This is a genomic window from Paraburkholderia xenovorans, assembly GCF_046030735.1.
GTDB classification, from domain to species: domain Bacteria; phylum Pseudomonadota; class Gammaproteobacteria; order Burkholderiales; family Burkholderiaceae; genus Paraburkholderia; species Paraburkholderia xenovorans_A.
In genome coordinates this window covers 185471-201426 of the sequence record NZ_JAQQBV010000001.1, presented here as the reverse complement: position 1 = coordinate 201426, position 15956 = coordinate 185471, and the positions used below count along the sequence as shown (strand labels likewise).

Annotated in this window: 13 protein-coding genes, 1 tRNA gene and 2 pseudogenes; 8 read left to right on the top strand and 8 right to left on the bottom strand. The window is 62.8% G+C overall.

Annotated elements, in window-relative coordinates; genetic code table 11:
• Window positions 1–31: 31 nt before the first annotated feature.
• The 5 genes from sucD to recA all read right to left on the bottom strand — a co-directional run bounded on the left by sucD (window position 32) and on the right by recA (window position 4963).
• Window positions 32–913 carry a succinate--CoA ligase subunit alpha gene (gene sucD / locus PQQ51_RS00950; protein ID WP_179734193.1) on the bottom strand — a complete coding sequence of 294 codons (882 nt, stop codon included), beginning with the start codon at window positions 911–913 and terminating at the stop codon, window positions 32–34.
• 128 nt (window positions 914–1041) lie between these two features.
• Window positions 1042–2208: an ADP-forming succinate--CoA ligase subunit beta gene (sucC, locus tag PQQ51_RS00945; protein ID WP_408494003.1), complete on the bottom strand. Its 1167-nt coding sequence runs from the start codon at window positions 2206–2208 to the stop codon at window positions 1042–1044.
• A complete protein-coding gene (locus PQQ51_RS00940; protein ID WP_408494002.1) occupies window positions 2205–2954 on the bottom strand; it encodes a DUF2889 domain-containing protein in 750 nt (249 codons plus the stop codon). Before PQQ51_RS00940 ends, sucC begins: the two co-directional genes overlap by 4 nt.
• A 166-nt stretch (window positions 2955–3120) precedes the next feature.
• Window positions 3121–3879: a recombination regulator RecX gene (gene recX / locus PQQ51_RS00935; RefSeq protein WP_408494001.1), complete on the bottom strand. Its 759-nt coding sequence runs from the start codon at window positions 3877–3879 to the stop codon at window positions 3121–3123.
• 7 nt (window positions 3880–3886) lie between these two features.
• A complete protein-coding gene (recA, locus tag PQQ51_RS00930; protein WP_408493999.1) occupies window positions 3887–4963 on the bottom strand; it encodes a recombinase RecA in 1077 nt (358 codons plus the stop codon).
• A 243-nt stretch (window positions 4964–5206) separates the two neighbouring features.
• Here recA and PQQ51_RS00925 point away from each other — a divergent pair, with 243 nt between their 5' ends.
• The 5 genes from PQQ51_RS00925 to PQQ51_RS00905 all read left to right on the top strand — a co-directional run bounded on the left by PQQ51_RS00925 (window position 5207) and on the right by PQQ51_RS00905 (window position 10024).
• Window positions 5207–5983, top strand: coding sequence for a response regulator (locus PQQ51_RS00925; protein ID WP_408494288.1), 777 nt, complete (start codon window positions 5207–5209; stop codon window positions 5981–5983).
• Window positions 5984–5991: 8 nt separating this feature from the next.
• Entirely contained in the window at window positions 5992–7530 is a 1539-nt protein-coding gene (locus PQQ51_RS00920) for a sensor histidine kinase (RefSeq protein ID WP_408493997.1), read from the top strand.
• 229 nt (window positions 7531–7759) lie between these two features.
• A complete protein-coding gene (locus tag PQQ51_RS00915; protein ID WP_408493996.1) occupies window positions 7760–9418 on the top strand; it encodes an MFS transporter in 1659 nt (552 codons plus the stop codon).
• An 88-nt stretch (window positions 9419–9506) separates the two neighbouring features.
• Window positions 9507–9583 (top strand) — tRNA-Met (locus PQQ51_RS00910).
• Between the two features lie 114 nt (window positions 9584–9697).
• Window positions 9698–10024, top strand: a complete 327-nt coding sequence (locus PQQ51_RS00905) for a hypothetical protein (protein WP_408493995.1) — start codon at window positions 9698–9700, stop codon at window positions 10022–10024.
• 68 nt (window positions 10025–10092) lie between these two features.
• Here the strand turns inward: PQQ51_RS00905 and PQQ51_RS00900 are convergent, their stop codons facing one another.
• Together PQQ51_RS00900 and PQQ51_RS00895 are read right to left on the bottom strand one after the other, a co-directional pair.
• Entirely contained in the window at window positions 10093–11673 is a 1581-nt protein-coding gene (locus PQQ51_RS00900) for a methyl-accepting chemotaxis protein (protein ID WP_408493994.1), read from the bottom strand.
• A gap of 299 nt (window positions 11674–11972) precedes the next feature.
• Window positions 11973–12185: pseudogene (locus PQQ51_RS00895) on the bottom strand (MarR family winged helix-turn-helix transcriptional regulator); the annotation flags it as partial.
• On the opposite strand from PQQ51_RS00895, the pseudogene PQQ51_RS00890 reads away from it, so the two are divergent.
• Window positions 12175–12345: pseudogene (locus tag PQQ51_RS00890) on the top strand (EmrB/QacA family drug resistance transporter); the annotation flags it as partial. The pseudogenes PQQ51_RS00895 and PQQ51_RS00890 overlap by 11 nt on opposite strands.
• Here PQQ51_RS00890 and PQQ51_RS00885 read toward each other — a convergent pair.
• A complete protein-coding gene (locus PQQ51_RS00885) occupies window positions 12345–13022 on the bottom strand; it encodes a FadR/GntR family transcriptional regulator (RefSeq protein WP_408494287.1) in 678 nt (225 codons plus the stop codon). The pseudogene PQQ51_RS00890 and the gene PQQ51_RS00885 overlap by 1 nt on opposite strands.
• 232 nt (window positions 13023–13254) lie before the next feature.
• On the opposite strand from PQQ51_RS00885, the gene dgoD reads away from it, so the two are divergent.
• Entirely contained in the window at window positions 13255–14403 is a 1149-nt protein-coding gene (dgoD, locus tag PQQ51_RS00880; RefSeq protein ID WP_408493993.1) for a galactonate dehydratase, read from the top strand.
• Window positions 14360–15784: an MFS transporter gene (locus tag PQQ51_RS00875; protein WP_408494285.1), complete on the top strand. Its 1425-nt coding sequence runs from the start codon at window positions 14360–14362 to the stop codon at window positions 15782–15784. Before dgoD ends, PQQ51_RS00875 begins: the two co-directional genes overlap by 44 nt.
• Window positions 15785–15956 lie beyond the last annotated feature (172 nt).

The window sequence follows — 15956 nt, the reverse complement described above, 5'->3', positions numbered from 1 at the left end:
AAACGCGCCGTGACAGCGCGCGAATTTTGTCTTACAGCATCGCCTTCAGAAGACGCGCCATTTCCGACGGGTTCTTCGTGACCTTGATACCGCAGGCTTCCATGATTTCCAGCTTCGCTTCGGCCGTATCCGCACCGCCCGAGATCAGCGCGCCGGCGTGGCCCATGCGCTTGCCCGGAGGCGCCGTGACGCCGGCGATGAAGCCGACCACCGGCTTCTTCATGTTGTCCTTGATCCACTCAGCAGCATTCGCTTCGTCCGGACCGCCGATCTCGCCGATCATGATGACGGCGTCCGTTTCCGGATCGTCGTTGAACATCTTCATCACGTCGATGTGCTTCAGACCGTTAATCGGGTCGCCGCCGATACCGACTGCCGACGACTGGCCGAGGCCGATCGCCGTCAATTGACCGACTGCTTCGTACGTCAGCGTGCCCGAACGCGACACGACGCCGATGCGGCCCTTGCGGTGAATGTGACCCGGCATGATGCCGATCTTCAGTTCGTCCGGCGTGATCGTGCCCGGGCAGTTCGGTCCGAGCAGCAGCGTCTTGCGGTTTTCAGCGCGCATACGTGCCTTCAGCTCGATCATGTCGCGCACAGGAATGCCTTCCGTGATGCAGATCGCCAGATCCAGGTCGGCTTCGACCGCTTCCCAGATCGCAGCAGCAGCGCCTGCCGGCGGAACGTAAATCACCGACACGGTCGCGCCCGTTTCAGCCTTGGCTTCAGCGACGCTAGCGTAGATAGGAATGCCTTCGAAGTCTTCGCCCGCACGCTTCGGGTTCACACCCGCAACGTACGCTTCACGACCGTTTGCATATTCACGGCAAGCACGCGTGTGGAACTGACCGGTCTTGCCGGTGATGCCCTGCGTGATGACCTTGGTGTCTTTGTTAATCAGAATCGACATGTATTGACCTCTGTTCGTTTGGCGTCGCGCTGTTGCGCCACGGGGCGGGATGTTCTCCGCCCGCGTCGCTCGCGCGCCGCCATTCGTAATCCTGGTTAATCCTGGCTAATTGGATAACCGAGCGCTCTTTACTTGCCTTGAGCGGCCGCGACGACCTTCTGGGCCGCTTCTTCCATGCTGTCTGCCGCAATGATCGGCAGACCGGATTCAGCGAGCATCTTCTTGCCCAGGTCTTCGTTCGTGCCCTTCATGCGCACGACGAGCGGCACCTTCAGCGACACGGCCTTCGACGCCGCGATCACGCCTTCCGCGATCACGTCGCAGCGCATGATGCCGCCGAAGATGTTGACCAGAATCGCGGTCAGGTTCGGGTTCTTCAGCATGATCTTGAACGCTTCCGTGACCTTCTCGGTCGTGGCGCCACCGCCAACGTCGAGGAAGTTCGCCGGTTCGCCGCCGAACAGCTTGATGGTGTCCATCGTCGCCATGGCGAGGCCTGCGCCGTTCACGAGGCAGCCGATGTTGCCGTCGAGCGAGATGTACGCGAGGTCGAACTTCGACGCTTCGACTTCAGCCGGATCTTCTTCGTCCAGATCGCGATACGCGACGATTTCCGGATGACGGAACAGCGCGTTCGAATCGAAGTTGAACTTGGCGTCCAACGCGATGACCTTGCCGTCGCCGGTCAGGATCAGCGGGTTGATTTCCGCGAGCGATGCGTCGGTTTCCCAGAATGCCTTGTACAGGCCTTGCAGGATCGCGCGTGCCTGCGGCAGCGAAGCGGCGGGCACGCCGATCTTCGTGGCGAGCTCGTCGGCTTCGGCGTCTTTCAGGCCGGTAGCCGGGTCGACGGCGATCTTGTGGATCAGCTCAGGCGTCTTTTCCGCGACTTCTTCGACGTCCATGCCGCCTTCGCTCGACGCCATCACGACGATCTTCTGCGAAACGCGATCGATCACGAGGCCGACATACAGTTCCTTCTTGATGTCAGCGCCTTCTTCGATCAGCAGACGATTCACCTTCTGGCCTTCCGGACCGGTCTGGTGCGTGACGAGCTGCATGCCGAGGATCTGTTGCGAATACTCGCGAACCTGATCCAGCGACTTGGCGACCTTCACGCCGCCGCCCTTGCCACGGCCACCCGCGTGGATCTGAGCCTTCACGACCCATACCGGGCCGCCAAGCTCTTCCGCGGCCTTGACCGCATCATCCACCGAGAAGACCGGCTTGCCGCGCGGTACCGCGACGCCGAATTTCCGCAGGATTTCCTTACCCTGGTACTCGTGAATCTTCATGCGTGATTCCCTTCAGTCTGAGAGTTGGATTGAACATCGTTTCCGCTGCCGTCCATGCCGGACGCATTGCCGCTCTCGCTTTGCTGGCGAGGCGCCGCGTCGCCTGACGAGGCCGCGCGGTCCGCTGCGCGGTTTGCTGTATAAGGAGCGCGGCCATACCAGCGCGGATAAAACTGCTGCACCGCCTCGCCGTCGAAACGCAGCGCGTGGCAGCGTCCCAGCTGGAATGGCGGTTTGTCGTTGGAATGCTCGCCTGTGCTGTTAGACGACTCGTCTCCCGAACCTTCGCTCGCGCCCGGCGTGCCTTGATGGGTGTTCCATACTTCGCCGGCGAACGCCTGAATCGCGGCCGTAGGCAGTAGCGCGCATAACTCGGTGAGATGCGTGCAACCCGCGGTGCCGGCCAGCAAACGGGCGGCATCGCGACGGAAGTGATGGAACAGATTGAGCCCGATGAGGGCACGGTAGGCGGGATTGCTGGCTTCGCAGAGCCCAGGATAGGGCACCCAGTCAGACGACGCCTGGGCGTCGACGACATTGAGCTTGCGATCGATGGTGATGCGAAGCCAGAGTTCATGGATCGGCTGGCCATTGGGCCGGACGCCCGACGCAAGCACCACGTCGCGCGGCTTTTCGTCGGTCAAGCACGCTTCCACATCCCACAGGCCATCGGCTCTCTCATAGGCTTCCGCTCGGATTGCGCGACGGTGGCGCAACTGACGGGACACGGGCGAGGGGAGCGGCATGCGGAAAGGAAAGGCCGGATTGGAAAACCCACGAATTTTAGCATACTGGGTATTTGAGACAGGCCGGAATGCGCAGCGCCACGAGCCGTGGGGCTGCGCGCGGGGGACCTTATCTTTAAAGCTTGTTTTTGAAGCGCTGTTGCCGGCGGCCGGCGACGCGACGCGGCTACTCGCCGCTCCATTCCTCGTCGATACCTTTGAGGATCTTGCCGATCGTGGCGCCGGAAAAGCCGCGCGACGCCAGAAATCGCGCCTGTTTGGCGCGCTCGACCGGCGTTTCGGGGCGCTTGCCGAATTTCTTGCGCCACACGGCCTGCGCACGCGCGAGCTCGGTTTCGCGCAATTGCGCGCTGGCTTCTTCGACCAGCGTCTGGTCGACCGCATGCTGCTTCAGTTCACCGACGATCCGGCTTGCGCCCAGCCGCGACGAGCGCCGATGAATCAGACTTTCCGCAAAACGTGAGTCGGACAGCCAGTTTTCGGCCTCGAGCGAGTCGAGCAAGGTGTCCAGCGAATCGGTTTCTTCGACGAACGGCTTCAGCTTGCGCGCCAGTTCGGTGCGGCTGTATTCACGCCGGGACAGATAGCCGAGCGCGCGTCCTTTTAGCGAACGGGCTGGGCGTTGCGATTTTTTCGAATCGGCCTGCTCCGGCTTCGCTTCACCAGGTGTGCGACGCGAGCGGGTGTAGGTCGTTTCGGATGGGTCCGCGGCGGACTCAGAGGAAGAATCGGGCGACCGGCCTCGGCCTGCGGCCCGATCATGTGCGTCGAACGATTCGAATGGATCGGGTAGATCAAGCGGATCCAAAGAATCAGGCGGATCGAATGAATCCGCGGAATTGCCGCCACGCGCATTGCCGCGCGGGCCGTTCGCGTAGCGTCCAGTATTGGCTGCGTTGGACAGCGACCGGCCCTTACGTATCACGCGACGCTTACTCTTCTTCGTCCGCGACTTCCGCGCTGACGCCGGTCGCCGCTTCCGCCATTGCGTTCACGCCCAGCGATTCACGGATGCGGTTTTCGATCTCACGGGCGATGTCCGGATTTTCGCGCAGGAACTCACGCGCGTTGTCCTTACCCTGACCGATCCGTTCGCCGTTATAGCTGTACCAGGCGCCGGCCTTGTCGACGATCTTGGCTTGCACGCCCAGGTCGATGACTTCACCCTGACGCGAAATGCCTTCGCCGTACAGGATGTCGAAAATCGCTTCGCGGAACGGTGGCGACACCTTGTTCTTGACGACCTTCACGCGGGTTTCGTTGCCGATTACCTCGTCGTTCTTCTTGATCGAGCCGATCCGGCGAATGTCCAGACGCACCGACGCGTAGAACTTCAGTGCGTTACCACCGGTGGTGGTTTCCGGATTGCCGAACATCACACCGATCTTCATGCGGATCTGGTTGATGAAGATCACGAGGCAGTTCGTGCGCTTGATCGTGCCGGTGAGCTTGCGCAGCGCTTGCGACATCAGCCGCGCTTGCAGACCCGGCAGCGAGTCGCCCATTTCGCCTTCGATTTCAGCCTTCGGCACCAGCGCCGCGACCGAGTCGATCACGATCATGTCGATCGAGCCCGAGCGCACCAGTGCGTCGGCAATTTCAAGCGCCTGCTCACCCGTGTCCGGCTGCGACACCAGCAGATCGTTCACGTTCACGCCGAGCTTGCCCGCGTACTGGATATCCAGCGCGTGTTCCGCGTCGATAAACGCCGCCGTGCCGCCGATCTTCTGCATTTCGGCGATGACCTGCAGCGTCAGCGTGGTTTTACCGGACGATTCCGGGCCATAAATTTCGACCACACGGCCACGCGGCAGACCGCCGACGCCCAGCGCGATGTCGAGGCCGAGCGATCCCGTTGAGACCACCTGGATGTCTTCGACTACCTCACCTGCGCCGAGCCGCATGACCGACCCTTTGCCGAACTGCTTTTCGATCTGCGCGAGTGCGGCAGCAAGTGCCTTGCTCTTTTCAGCAGTCAGTCCAGCCGAGCCTTTCTTGCTTTCTTCCATGAATCGTCCTTTGCTATGATGAACGGCGTCTGAGGCAGGTGTGCAGCCCCGAGTTCAAGTGACTCGTGAACAACAGCACACGAAACCCAGACACTGTATAAAAAAACAGTAGTTTTGGCAAGCGCGATTCTCATGCGAACGCGCATTTTTACAGTCGCGCCGCCCAACTACCCACAATTAATCCGGAGACCGCTGTGCGCCTGGGGCTTTCCCCACGGTGCCGGCAAGGCCAGGCTGCGCATCATGCGAATTCTGATTGCCGAAGACGACAGCATACTCGCGGACGGTCTGGTTCGATCACTCCGCCAATCGGCCTATGCGGTCGATCACGTGAAGAACGGCGTCGAGGCCGACACCGCGCTGTCATTGCAGACTTTCGACCTGCTGATCCTCGATCTCGGCCTGCCGCGCATGTCCGGTCTCGAGGTGCTGCGCCGCCTGCGCGCGCGCAATTCGACGGTGCCGGTGCTGATCCTGACTGCCGCGGACAGCGTCGACGAGCGCGTCAAAGGCCTCGATCTCGGCGCTGACGATTACATGGCCAAACCCTTCGCGCTGAACGAACTCGAAGCCCGCGTGCGCGCGCTGACCCGGCGCGGCGCCGGCGGCGGTCCGACGGTGGTGCGCCACGGCTCGCTGTCGTTCGACCAGGTCGGCCGGATCGCCTATGTCAACGAGCAGGTGATCGACCTGTCCGCACGCGAACTCGGCCTGCTCGAAGTGCTGCTGCAGCGGATCGGCAGGCTGGTGTCGAAGGAACAGCTGGTCGACCATCTTTGCGGATGGGGCGAGGAAGTCAGCAACAACGCGATCGAGGTGTATGTGCACCGGCTGCGTAAAAAGATCGAGCCGAGCGGCGTGCGCATCATCACCGTGCGCGGCCTCGGCTATTGCCTGGAAAAAGCCGCTTCGGCTGCGAACCTGCCGGCGAACGCCAGCACCGACGCAGGCGCCACACCGCCCGCCGCCCCGCCCGAGCCGCCGTCCGGCGCGATGCCGGCGAGCCACCACTACAAATAGAAGGCACCATGTCCGCACGCGCAAACCGCGCCCCGGCGCACGCGGCGGACCTCGACGAGGCGCGCGACGAGCGCTACGCCAATCCCTTCGCGCCGCCCGACGAGACCGAGGCCGCCGCCGAAGCGCGTCCGCGCTCGCTATTCGGCGAGATTCTCGACTGGATGCTGGCGCCGCTGCTGCTGCTCTGGCCGATGAGCCTCGCAGTCACCTACCTGGTCGCCAAGTCGATCGCCAACGGACCGTTCGACCGCGCGCTCGAAACCGACGCCTACGTGCTCGCGAGGCAGATCCATCCGGTCAACGGCGTGGCCGAGCTGTCGCTGCCCGACTCCACGCGCGACTTCCTGCGCACCGATAACGTCGACAGCGTGTTCTATCAGGTGCTCGGCACGCGTGGCGAACTGGTGGGCGGCGAACGCGACATGCCGCTGCCGCACGAGGAAGACCGGCCGCAACCCGGTCTCGTCGAGTTTCGCGACGACGTGCTGCGCGGCAACGATATCCGCGTCGCGTACACGACCGTCGAGTTCCCGCAGACGCCCGGCGCGCAGCCGGTGCTGGTGCAAGTTGCCGAAACGCTCGACAAACGCAGCCAGCTCGCGAACGACATCATCAAAGGCGTGATCCTGCCGCAGTTCGTGATCCTGCCGCTGGCGATCCTGCTGGTGTGGTTCGGGCTGTCGCGCGGACTTGCGCCGTTGCACGCGTTGCAGGCGCATATCCGCGCGCGTCGGCCGGACGATCTGTCGCCGCTCGAAGCACGCCGCGCGCCGCCGGAAATCGAACCGCTGGTGACGTCGTTCAACGATCTGCTGACGCGCCTCGAGCAGAACATGGAGTTGCAAAAGCGCTTTATCGCCGATGCCGCGCATCAGATGAAAACGCCGCTGGCCGGCCTGCGCACTCAGGCCGAGCTCGCGTTGCGCCAGGACGCGTCCGCGGAAGTGCACCGCTCGCTCGAACAGATCGCGACCAGCTCGGAGCAGGCGGCTCGGCTCGTCACGCAACTGCTGGCGCTGGCGCGCGCGGAAAACCGCATGTCCGGGCAGATTTTCACGCCGGTCGAAGTCACCGAAGTGGCGCGCAACGCGGTGCGCGACTGGGTCCAGGCCGCGCTCGCCAAGCAGATGGATCTCGGCTACGAAGCGCCCGAACAGCCGGTCGAAGTCGACGGCAATCCGGTCATGCTGCGCGAAATGCTGTCGAACCTGATCGACAACGCGATCCGCTATACGCCGGCCGGCGGACGCATCACCGTGCGCGTCAGGCACGACGCGGCCGCGCGGCTCGTCCATCTCGAAGTGGAAGACACGGGGCTCGGCATTCCGGTGGCGGAGCGTTCGCGGGTAATCGAACGCTTTTACAGGATTCTGGGCCGCGAGGGCGACGGCAGCGGCCTCGGGCTTGCGATCGTCCGCGAAATCGCGACGATGCACGGCGGCGAACTCACCATCGACGACAACGTCTATCAAACCTCGCCGCGCCTCGCAGGAACGCTCGTGCGCGTCAGCTTGCACGTACTGGAACGGGTACGGGACTTACCCTAACGCGGCCAGCACGCGAAATTCAGAAAGCGCGATTTAGAGAGAACTTATCCGTAAAATTAACGCCATTGACCACAACTTAGCGCATTTTTAGCGAAATCGTCCGGCACATGGCACCTCTCGAATTCCCTCTTCCACGTCAGTACGCCGTAAGTTTCCACTCCAATAATCGGTCGCACGGGAACGCCTTTGCCGGCGAATCGCGTGTACATATCAATATTGGAGACGACTTATGGCTACCGTTGGCGGGCAAATCTCGCACGTGCCGATGACGAAAGAAGAGAAGCGGGTGATCTTCGCGTCTTCGCTGGGTACGGTTTTCGAGTGGTACGACTTCTTCCTGGCCGGCTCGCTTGCGGCTTTCATCAGCAAAAGCTTTTTCTCCGGCGTCAATCCGACCGCCGCGTTCATCTTCACCCTCCTCAGTTTCGCCGCGGGTTTTGCGGTGCGGCCGTTCGGCGCGATCGTGTTCGGCCGGCTCGGCGATATGGTCGGGCGCAAGTACACGTTCCTCGTCACGATCCTGATCATGGGTTTCTCGACCTTCCTGGTCGGCTTCCTGCCGGGCTACGCGACGATCGGCATTGCGTCGCCGGTGATCTTCATTGCGATGCGGATGCTGCAAGGCCTCGCGCTCGGCGGCGAGTACGGCGGAGCCGCCACCTACGTCGCGGAACACGCGCCGGCGGGACGTCGCGGCTTCTATACGTCGTGGATTCAGGCAACCGCCACGCTCGGGCTGTTCCTGTCGCTGCTGGTGATTCTCGGCGTACGCACGGCCATGGGCGAAGACGCATTCGGCGCCTGGGGCTGGCGCATTCCGTTTGTCGCGTCGATCATCCTGCTGGGCGTGTCGGTGTGGATTCGTCTGCAACTGCATGAATCACCGGTGTTCGAACGCATCAAGGCCGAAGGCAAAACTTCGAAGAGACCGCTGACGGAAGCGTTCGCCGAATGGAAGAACCTGAAGATCGTGATTCTCGCGCTGGTCGGCTTGACCGCCGGCCAGGCCGTGGTCTGGTACACGGGGCAGTTCTACACGCTGTTCTTCCTGACCCAGACGATGAAAGTCGACGGCAGCAGCGCCAACATCATGATCGCGGTCGCGTTGCTGATCGGCACGCCGTTCTTCCTGTTCTTCGGCTCGCTGTCGGACCGCGTCGGCCGCAAGCCGATCATCATGGCCGGCCTGCTGATCGCTGCGTGCACGTACTTCCCGCTGTTCAAGGCACTCGCGCACTACACCAACCCGGCGCTGGAAGCCGCGAGCGCGAAGGCGCCGATCGTCGTGATCGCGAACCCTGACGAATGCTCGTTCCAGTTCAACCCGGTGGGCACGTCGAAGTTCACGAGTTCGTGCGACATCGCCAAGGCCGCGCTTTCGAAGGCCGGCCTGAACTACGAGAATGTCGCCGCGCCGGCGGGGACGCTCGCGGAGATCAAGGTCGGCGATACGGTGGTGAATACGTATGACGGCAAGGCCGCCGACGCCAAGGAGCAAGGCAAAGCGTTCGACAAAACCATCTCGACGACGCTGAAAGCCGCCGGCTACCCGGCCAAAGCCGATCCGTCGCAGATCAACTGGCCGATGAGCATCGTGATCCTGACGATCATGATGATCTACGTGACGATGGTGTACGGCCCGATCGCCGCGATGCTGGTCGAGATGTTCCCGACGCGGATTCGCTACACGTCGATGTCGCTGCCGTATCACATCGGCAATGGCTGGTTCGGCGGCTTCCTGCCGGCGACCGCGTTCGCGATCGTCGCGGCGAAGGGCAACATCTTTTCGGGGCTGTGGTATCCGATCGTGATTGCGGTCGCGACCTTCGTGATCGGCATGCTGTTCGTGAAGGAAACCAAGGACTCGGATATTTACGCGCAGGACTGATGCAACGCGTGGACGAGGCGCAAGCTGAAAAAGTTGCGCGCCGGGGGTTGACAGCCTCCGGCACCGTCCGCATAATCTCGCTTCTTTCGGCGAATTAGCTCAGTTGGTTAGAGCGACGGAATCATAATCCGCAGGTCCGGGGTTCGAGTCCCTGATTCGCCACCAGTTGCAAGAAAAAGCCGCTGATCCGTAAGGTTCAGCGGCTTTTTTGTTTTGGCTTTTCGTTTTCAGCTTTTCGTTTTCGGCTTCCCGCACCGCAACTTCAAGGAGGTTTTCTTGATGACGTTCCGCCCCACCCTGCTCGCCGTCTCGGTTTCGCTGCTGGTCGCCGCGGCTCCGCTCACTGCCGTTGCTCAAGCCGCACCGGACAGTCCAAGCCAATGGCGCCCCACCCCACTCACGCTGTCCAACCTGCTGCAGGACGGCTACAAGATCGTCGCGGTAGTGAACGGCGCGCGCGGCAACGCGGGCATGGCCGACACGATCTTCGTCCAGCGCGACCAGAGCGCGTTCAAATGCATCGATCCGCAGCAGCCCGACGCCCGAACGAAAGCAGCCTGCTTCGAACTGGTTCAGCCATCAGGCCCGGCGCCCGACGCAAAGTAAGCCGACGCATCGCGCATGGCCAACAGGCGCGCCGTCGTCGCAGACATTCGGCCGCGCCGCCCACAAACCTACGCGCGCGCCGGCTCCAGCCTGAAAAACGCGATCGACTGGTTGAGCTGCCGCCCCTGATCCTCGAGCGACTGTGAAGCAGCCGCGGCCTCCTCGACGAGCGCCGCGTTCTGCTGCGTCACCTGGTCCATCTGCGTGAGCGCCTGATTGACCTGCTCGATGCCACGGCTCTGCTCGCCGGTCGCCGCGGCGATCTCACCCATGATGTCGGTCACGCGCGCCACCGCTTGCGTGACCTCCGCCATCGTGCTGCCGGCCTCCTGCGCGAACGACGAGCCGTCCCTGATCCTGTCCACCGACGCGCCGATCAGATCCTTGATCTCCTTCGCAGCCACCGACGAACGCTGCGCGAGGCTGCGAACCTCGCTCGCCACCACCGCGAAGCCGCGCCCCTGCTCACCTGCGCGCGCCGCTTCCACTGCGGCGTTCAGCGCAAGAATATTGGTCTGAAACGCAATGCCTTCGATGATCCCGGTGATGTCCGCGATCTTCGACGACCTCTCGCTGATATCGCCCATCGTGTCGACAACCCGGCTGACGACTTCGTTGCCCTTATGCGCGATGTCCGACGCGCTAGTCGACAACACGCTCGCCTGCTGCGCGCTCTCGGCGTTATGCCGCACGGTCGCGGTGAGCTGGTCCATGCTCGCCGCGGTTTCCTGCAATGACGAGGCCTGCTGCTCCGTGCGCGACGACAGATCGACGTTGCCCGCCGCGATCTGGCTGGAACCGGTCGCGATGCCGTCGGCTGCGGCGCGCACCTGGCCGATCAGGCGCACAAGGCTTTGCTGCATGCCGCCCATCGACGCAAGCACACTGCCGGCCGGCGCTTGCTGCGCACCCGGCACCGAGCTCAGGTCGCCCGCCGAGACGCGCTGCGTGATGTCGCTCAACTCACCCGGCTCGGCACCCAATGCGCGCGTCAAACCGCGCGTGATCGACACGCCCGCGGCGACGGCCGCCGCGACCGCGAACAGACTGATTGCGATCTGCAAGTTCCGTTGATTCGCGTTGCGCTCGCTTGCGTCGCGCACACTCTGCTCCGCCTGTTGATTCGTGTACGCCAGGTAGTCGTTGGTCGCCTTGATCAGCGCGGCAAGCAACGGGCGGCAATCGTTGGTCAGTTTGGCCGCCGCCTCGTCGTGTTTGCCGGCTACCGCAAGCTCCACGATGGCTTGCGCCACGGGCGCGTAAGCGGCTTCAATGCGATTCATTTCCCCCACCAGTGCATGCGTTCTGCCGGACGGATCGGCGGCGGCATCGGCCATCTGGTTGAGTTTGGCAAGACGGGAGGTAACGTCCTGTTGGGCTTGCGCTTCGGCGGCTTTCTCGACGTCGAAATCTTCCGCCTTCGTGACGAGCGCCAGGTTGCGCGCGGCGATCGCACGCCGGTCGACCGCGGTACGCACGCGCCCGGCCAGTTCAGCACGGGCACTGCTCCCTGAGATGTAATCGGCGAAGCGCTGGTCCGCGTCGTCGAGCGATTTGACCGCCATGCCCGCAACGAGCAATACGCTTAACGCGAGCACCCCGAACGCCGTCGTCAGCTTCGCTTTGACGGTGAGCTGTTTCTTATTCATTGGTTTGATCTGGTATGGACGGTTTGATCTGTGAAAAAGGCGGCCGTCCACGCGCTCCTTTCGTCTATGCGTCAGCACGGGTAGCGTTTTACTCGCCGACAGTGCTTATCGCGATGCAGGGCGCATTATCCGTACATCGGCCACACGCAGAAAAAGTGTTGGAAATCAGACACAAGATGAGGTTTCGCCTTGATCGAACGGAAGTTCGCGATCCTGACTATCAGTATCGGTACTCGCGATTACCGTTGCGTGGCAACTTCGTTACGAAAGGCTTTAGCTTTTGTAAAGCCAGTGCGGCTTCAGCGATCCACCAGCCGGCTCAGATTGCCCCGAACACGTTGCAGCAGCGCGATCAGTTGTTTCGCTTCCGCGTCGCTGAAACCGTCGAGCGCTTCCAGCGCGACTTCGTCGCCCACCTTGCGCGCCTTGCCGAGCGTGCGCTCGGCCTTGGGCGTCATGTGCACCTGGCGTTCGCGGCGATCTTCCGGATTGGCGGTGCGCTCGATCCAGCCGATGCTCAACAGCGGTTCTAACTACAACATGGCGGTGCTCGATGTGTCGATCACGCAGCAGGCGTCGATGATCGCGTATCTGAACAACTTCAAGCTGATGTTCATGGCGACGCTGCTGATGATTCCGTCGCTGCTGCTGATCCGCCCGACGCGCTGCGCTTACCCTTCGATCCGCCCGCGCGTCACGCCGAGCAAACTTGCCATTGCGTCGCGCGCCGCAGTCGAGTTGCGCTCGCGAATCGCTTCGAACACCGCCGTGTGCTCGCTCAAAGACGCATTGAACACGTCCGCGCGCTTCGCGTTCAAACGCAATTGCGCCTCCAGCGTGCGCTCGATCAGCGTGCCGAGCGGAATCAGCAACTCGTTGCTGCACGCGCTCAACACGCTCAGATGAAATTGCAGATCGGCGCGCACCCATTCGTCGACATTACGCGCGGCCACCATTGCCGCATGCGACGCCGCCAGTGCGTCGAAAGTCTCGTCCGAGTACGAAGCCGCCGCGAGACCCGCCGCGTAAGGCTCGATCATCTCGCGCATTTCCTGCAGCTTGAGCGCGAAAGCCATCGGCTCGGCGACCCGCGAGTACCAGTCGAGCACGTCGACGTCGAGCAGATTCCACGCGATCTTCGGCCGCACCCGCGTGCCCACGCGCGGCCGCGATTCGATCAGCCCCTTCGAAGTCAGCGTGCGCAACGCCTCGCGCAACACGGTGCGGCTCACGCCGAACGTGTCCATCAACTCCGCCTCGCGCGGCAGGATCGAATCGGGCGCGTAGTCGCCGCGCAGAATCGCGGTCGCCAGCAGATGGGCGACGCGCCCATGCAGATCGTGCTGAATAGCTCTCTCCCAGCCGCCTCGCGGCGTGAATGGATATCCGTTCCGAAGCTGGAACGAGCGCGATTATCCGGTATCCCGGCATGAATCCCCACTGGATCGGCACCCGCGCCGGAAGGGGCCGCCGCTCACTATCTGGCAAATAGTACTATTAATAGTACTTAAACGCGCTTTTGTTGTAGCATGGGAACCCTCGAAATATTTCGCACGGGCCGAGGCCGCAAGGAGACGCGTCATGAAAATCACCAAGCTCGAAACCTTCATCGTTCCGCCGCGCTGGTGCTTCCTGAAAATCGAAACGGACGAAGGCATCGTCGGCTGGGGCGAGCCGGTGGTCGAGGGCCGCGCGCATACGGTGGCCGCCGCCGTCGAGGAACTGTCCGACTATCTGATCGGCAAAGACCCGCTTCTGATCGAAGACCACTGGCAAGTGATGTACCGCGCGGGCTTCTACCGCGGCGGCCCGATCACGATGAGCGCGATCGCCGGCGTCGACCAGGCGTTGTGGGACATCAAGGGCAAGCATCACGGCGTGCCGATTCACGCGCTGCTCGGCGGCCAGGTGCGCGACAAGATCAAGGTGTATTCGTGGATCGGCGGCGACCGTCCGAGCGACGTCGCGAACAACGCGCGCGCGGTGGTCGAACGCGGCTTCAAGGCGGTCAAGATGAACGGCTCGGAAGAGTTGCAGATCATCGACACCTTCGACAAAGTGCAGGGCGTCATCAACAACGTCGCAGCGGTGCGCGAGGCGGTCGGGCCGAACATCGGCATCGGCGTGGACTTCCACGGCCGCGTGCACAAGCCGATGGCGAAGGTGCTGGCGAAAGAACTCGACCCGTACAAGCTGCTGTTCATCGAAGAACCGGTGCTGTCGGAAAACGCGGAAGCGCTGCGCGACATCGTCAACCAGACCAACACGCCGATCGCACTGGGCGAGCGCCTGTATTCGCGCTGGGACTTCAAGCACATCCTGGCAGGCGGCTACGTCGACATCATCCAGCCGGACGCGTCGCACGCGGGCGGCATTACCGAGTGCCGCAAGATCGCGTCGATGGCCGAGGCCTACGACGTCGCGCTGGCGCTGCACTGCCCGCTCGGCCCGATTGCGCTTGCAACCTGCCTGCAAATCGACGCGGTCAGCTACAACGCGTTCATTCAGGAACAGAGCCTCGGCATTCACTACAACCAGGGCAACGACCTGCTCGATTACATCAGGAATCCGGAAGTCTTCAAATACGAAGATGGCTTCGTCTCGATTCCGCAAGGCCCTGGCCTCGGCATCGAAGTGAATGAGGAAAAAGTGCGCGAGATGGCGAAGGTCGGCCACCGCTGGCGCAATCCGGTGTGGCGCCACGAGGACGGCAGCGTCGCCGAATGGTAAGTGCGTAGCTGAACGCCGCCCGTGGGCGGCGTTTTCATGTGGCCGGGCCGCGGCGCGCCGGCCAACAATCCAACAAGAAGAGGACTACCTCGTGGAGACAACCCACCTTCAAACGCGAGCGACCGGCAAGCGCCACCGTCTGCTCGCGATGCTGTTCGTCACCGTCGTCATCACTTATCTGGACCGCAGCAATCTGTCGATTGCGGCCACCGCGATCGCGCAGGACCTGCAACTCGATCCCGCGCAGATGGGGCTGGTGTTTTCCGCGTTCGGCTGGTCGTATGCGTTGCTGCAGATTCCGGGCGGCATGCTGGTCGACCGCACGCGGCCTCGCCTGCTGCTCGCGCTGGTGATCGGGCTCTGGTCGCTCGCGACCATCCTGCAAGGCTTCGCCAGCGCGTTCGCGGTGCTGCTGTCGCTGCGCGTGCTGCTCGGCGCGCTGGAAGCGCCGGCCTATCCGACGCTCAATCGTGTCGTGACGACCTGGTTTCCCGATAGCGAACGGGCGCGCGCGATCGCCAGTTATACGTCGGGCCAATATGTCGGACTCGCGTTTCTGACGCCCGTGCTCGTGCTGACGCAACAGCATTTCGGCTGGCAAGGCGTGTTCTTTCTGACCGGCGCGATCGGCATTGCGTGGGGATTGGTCTGGTACGCGCTGTATCGCGAACCGTCCGAAGCCACGGACGTGAACGAAGCCGAACTTGAAACAATCCGGGCAGGCGGCGGACTCGTCGAACTGGGCGATGCGCGCCGCGCGCGCCCGCGCTACACCGCGGCGGACTGGCGCGCGGTACTCGGCAATCGCAAGCTGTGGGGCGTGTATATCGGCCAGATCGCGGTCACCTCGACGCTGTGGTTCTTTCTGACGTGGTTCCCGACCTATCTCGTCAAGTACCGGCACATGGACTTCCTGAAGGCCGGTTTCATGGCGGCCGTGCCGTTTCTCGCGGCATTCGTCGGGATTCTGAGTTCGGGGTTGCTGTCGGACTGGATGGTCAGGCGCGGCGTGTCGCCCATCGTTGCGCGCAAGGTGCCGATCGTGACGGGCCTGCTGCTGTCCACGACGATCGTCGGCGCGAATTATGTCGAGACGCCGGCCATGGTGATCCTGTTCATGGCGATCGCGTTCTTCGGCAGCGGGTTTTCGTCGATCACGTGGGTGCTGGTGTCGTCGATGGCGAAGAAGGAATTGCTCGGCCTCACCGGCGGCATGTTCAACCTGATGGGCAATCTGTCTTCGATCTGCGTGCCCGTTGTGATCGGTTTCCTCGTCAGGAACAACGACTTCAAGCCGGCGCTCGTGTTCATGAGCGCGGTCGGCGTGATCGGCGCGTTGTCCTATCTGTTCGTGGTCGGGCGGATCGAGCGGATCCGCTAGCGGCGTGGAGCCCGGCGGCGCGCGCGTTACGGCAGCCGTAGCGTGTGCCGTCTCAGTTACGTAACACAGCGGACCGAAACGGCTCGAACAGCCGTTTCGGCCCGCTTTTCTAGCCGTGGCCGCCACCTCGCAAAGCCTTACCCATAAAGGATTTCAGGCTTTTTGTTCGGCA

Excerpts from the sequence above, each read along its gene's own strand:
- sucC (WP_408494003.1), bottom strand. The coding sequence starts at position 2,208 with ATGAAGATTCACGAGTACCAGGGTAAGGAAATCCTGCGGAAATTCGGC.
- PQQ51_RS00905 (WP_408493995.1), top strand. The coding sequence starts at position 9,698 with ATGACGTTCCGCCCCACCCTGCTCGCCGTCTCGGTTTCGCTGCTGGTC.
- PQQ51_RS00900 (WP_408493994.1), bottom strand. The coding sequence starts at position 11,673 with ATGAATAAGAAACAGCTCACCGTCAAAGCGAAGCTGACGACGGCGTTC.
- PQQ51_RS00925 (WP_408494288.1), top strand. The coding sequence starts at position 5,207 with ATGCGAATTCTGATTGCCGAAGACGACAGCATACTCGCGGACGGTCTG.
- recA (WP_408493999.1), bottom strand. The coding sequence starts at position 4,963 with ATGGAAGAAAGCAAGAAAGGCTCGGCTGGACTGACTGCTGAAAAGAGC.
- dgoD (WP_408493993.1), top strand. The coding sequence starts at position 13,255 with ATGAAAATCACCAAGCTCGAAACCTTCATCGTTCCGCCGCGCTGGTGC.
- PQQ51_RS00940 (WP_408494002.1), bottom strand. The coding sequence starts at position 2,954 with ATGCCGCTCCCCTCGCCCGTGTCCCGTCAGTTGCGCCACCGTCGCGCA.
- PQQ51_RS00920 (WP_408493997.1), top strand. The coding sequence starts at position 5,992 with ATGTCCGCACGCGCAAACCGCGCCCCGGCGCACGCGGCGGACCTCGAC.
- PQQ51_RS00915 (WP_408493996.1), top strand. The coding sequence starts at position 7,760 with ATGGCTACCGTTGGCGGGCAAATCTCGCACGTGCCGATGACGAAAGAA.
- sucD (WP_179734193.1), bottom strand. The coding sequence starts at position 913 with ATGTCGATTCTGATTAACAAAGACACCAAGGTCATCACGCAGGGCATC.